This window comes from Kitasatospora sp. MY 5-36 (assembly GCF_001182915.1).
GTDB lineage: Bacteria > Actinomycetota > Actinomycetes > Streptomycetales > Streptomycetaceae > Kitasatospora.
This window is the reverse complement of the sequence record NZ_LFVW01001108.1, coordinates 1-1,868: the sequence shown is the minus strand read 5'-3', so window position 1 is coordinate 1,868 and position 1,868 is coordinate 1. Positions and strand designations below refer to the sequence as shown.

Sequence of the window (1,868 nt, the reverse complement as noted above, 5' to 3'; positions counted from 1 at the left end):
CGAACGGCGCGGCCGCGCCCTCGCCCGGCGCGCAGCCCTCGGTGGCGGACCGGACGGCGGCCAGCAGCGCCCGGGTGCGGACCACCCGGGCGAGGTCGGCGAAGGCCTCGTCCGCCCAGATCGGCCCGGTCCGGCGGTAGCGGGCGGGCACCTCGTCGCCGTCCGCGTACCAGCCGAGGCCGAAGCCGTCCGCGTTGACCGTGCCGTACTGCTGGACCCGGGGCGCCCAGGACTGCCGGTACAGCCCGTACGGCGGGTGCACCAGCAGCTCCCGGGGTGCCACCGGCTCGCCCAGGTAGGCGATGTGACGGCACATCAGTGCGCCTCCAGGTCGCGGGCGGTGCGGAACCCGGCGAAGATCTGCCGCCGGACCGGGTAGTCCCAGTTGCGGAAGGTGCCCCGGCAGGCGACCGGCGCCACCGCGAAGCAGCCGCCGCGCAGCACCTTGTGCTCGGGGCCGAAGAACACCTCCGAGTACTCCCGGTACGGCCAGGCCCGGAAGCCCGGGTAGGGGCGGAAGTCGCTGGCCGTCCACTCCCACACGTCGCCGATCAACTGGCCCACCCCGTACGGGGACCGGCCCTTCGGGTAGCTGCCCGCCCCGGCCGGGCGCAGGTGGCGCTGGCCGAGGTTGGCGTGCTCGGGGCCGGGCGGGCCGTCGCCCCAGGGGTAGCGGCGGGAGCGGCCGGTGGCCGGGTCGTGCCGGGCCGCCTTCTCCCACTCGGCCTCGGTCGGCAGCCGCCGGCCGGCCCACCGGGCGTACGCGTCCGCCTCGTACCAACTGACGTGCAGGACGGGCTCGTCCGGCTCGACCGGCGCCACCGTGCCGAAGCGCCGGCGGAGCCACTGGCCGTCCTGGTGGCGCCAGAACAGCGGGGCGGTCAGGTCGGCGCGGCGGCGGTGCTCCCAGCCCTCCGGCGTCCACCAGCGCGGGTCGTCGTAGCCGCCGTCCGCGATGAACCGCTGGTAGGCGGCGTTGGTGACCGGGGTGGTGTCCAGCAGGAAGGCCGGCAGGTCGACGGTGTGCGCCGGGCGCTCGTTGTCCAGCGCCCACGGCTCGGTGTCCGTCCCCATGGTGAACGGGCCCGCGGGGATCAGGACTTCGGCGGGCAGGGTGGCCGCGTCGGTGGGCGCGGGCGGTGGCGGTGGGGCGGCCAGGGCCGGCTCGCCCTGGCGGAGCTGGTGGGTGATCAGCATCGTCTCGTCGTGCTGCTGCTCGTGCTGGGCGATCATCCCGAACGCGAACCCGGCGTCCAGCAGCGGCGCGCCCTCCAGCGGGCTCGCCGCCAGCAGGTCCAGCACCCGGCCGCGCACCTCGTGGGCGTAGGCGCGGGCCTCGGCGGGCGGCAGCAGCGGCAGGCTGGGGCGCTCGGCGCGGGGGTGCTGGAAGGCGTCGTAGAGCGGATCGATCTCGGGGTGCATCGGGTCGCGGCCGCCGACGTTGCGCAGCAGCCAGAGCTCCTCCTGGTTGCCGATGTGCGCGAGGTCCCAGACCAGCGGGGACATCAGCGGGGAGTGCTGGGCGGTGAGGTCGCCGTCCCCGACGCAGTCGGTCAGTGCGGCGGTGCGGGCGCGGGCGGCCAGCAGTTCGGTGGCGATGCTCTCGCGCAGCGCCTCGGTGCCGGTGGCGGCGGCGTCAGGGGTGGCGGTGGCGGCGGTCGGGCCGGTGCTGCGGTCCGGGCCGGCCGCCTCGGTGCCCCCGTGGGGTCGGACGTCGGTCATGGTGCGGCCTCCTCCGGGGGAGCGGGTCGGGTGCCGGAGCGCAGGGCGTCCAGCTGGTCGTCGGCCGGGCAGCGGCCGCGCGCGGGGTAGCGCTCGGCGAACTCGGCGACGACGGTGCGCAGTTGACCGGCGCCGGGTAGGCGGCC

At 76.8% G+C, this 1,868-nt stretch carries 1 protein-coding gene and 1 pseudogene; both read right to left on the bottom strand.

What is annotated here, in order from left to right:
- Positions 1–316, bottom strand: a pseudogene (locus AE652_RS40570) (class II glutamine amidotransferase); the annotation flags it as partial.
- The gene (gene egtB, locus AE652_RS40565; RefSeq protein ID WP_082346283.1) at positions 316–1,722 is read right to left on the bottom strand and encodes an ergothioneine biosynthesis protein EgtB; all 1,407 of its coding nucleotides are present in this window, start codon (positions 1,720–1,722) and stop codon (positions 316–318) included. The gene egtB and the pseudogene AE652_RS40570, both read right to left, overlap by 1 nt.
- Positions 1,723–1,868: the final 146 nt, after the last annotated feature.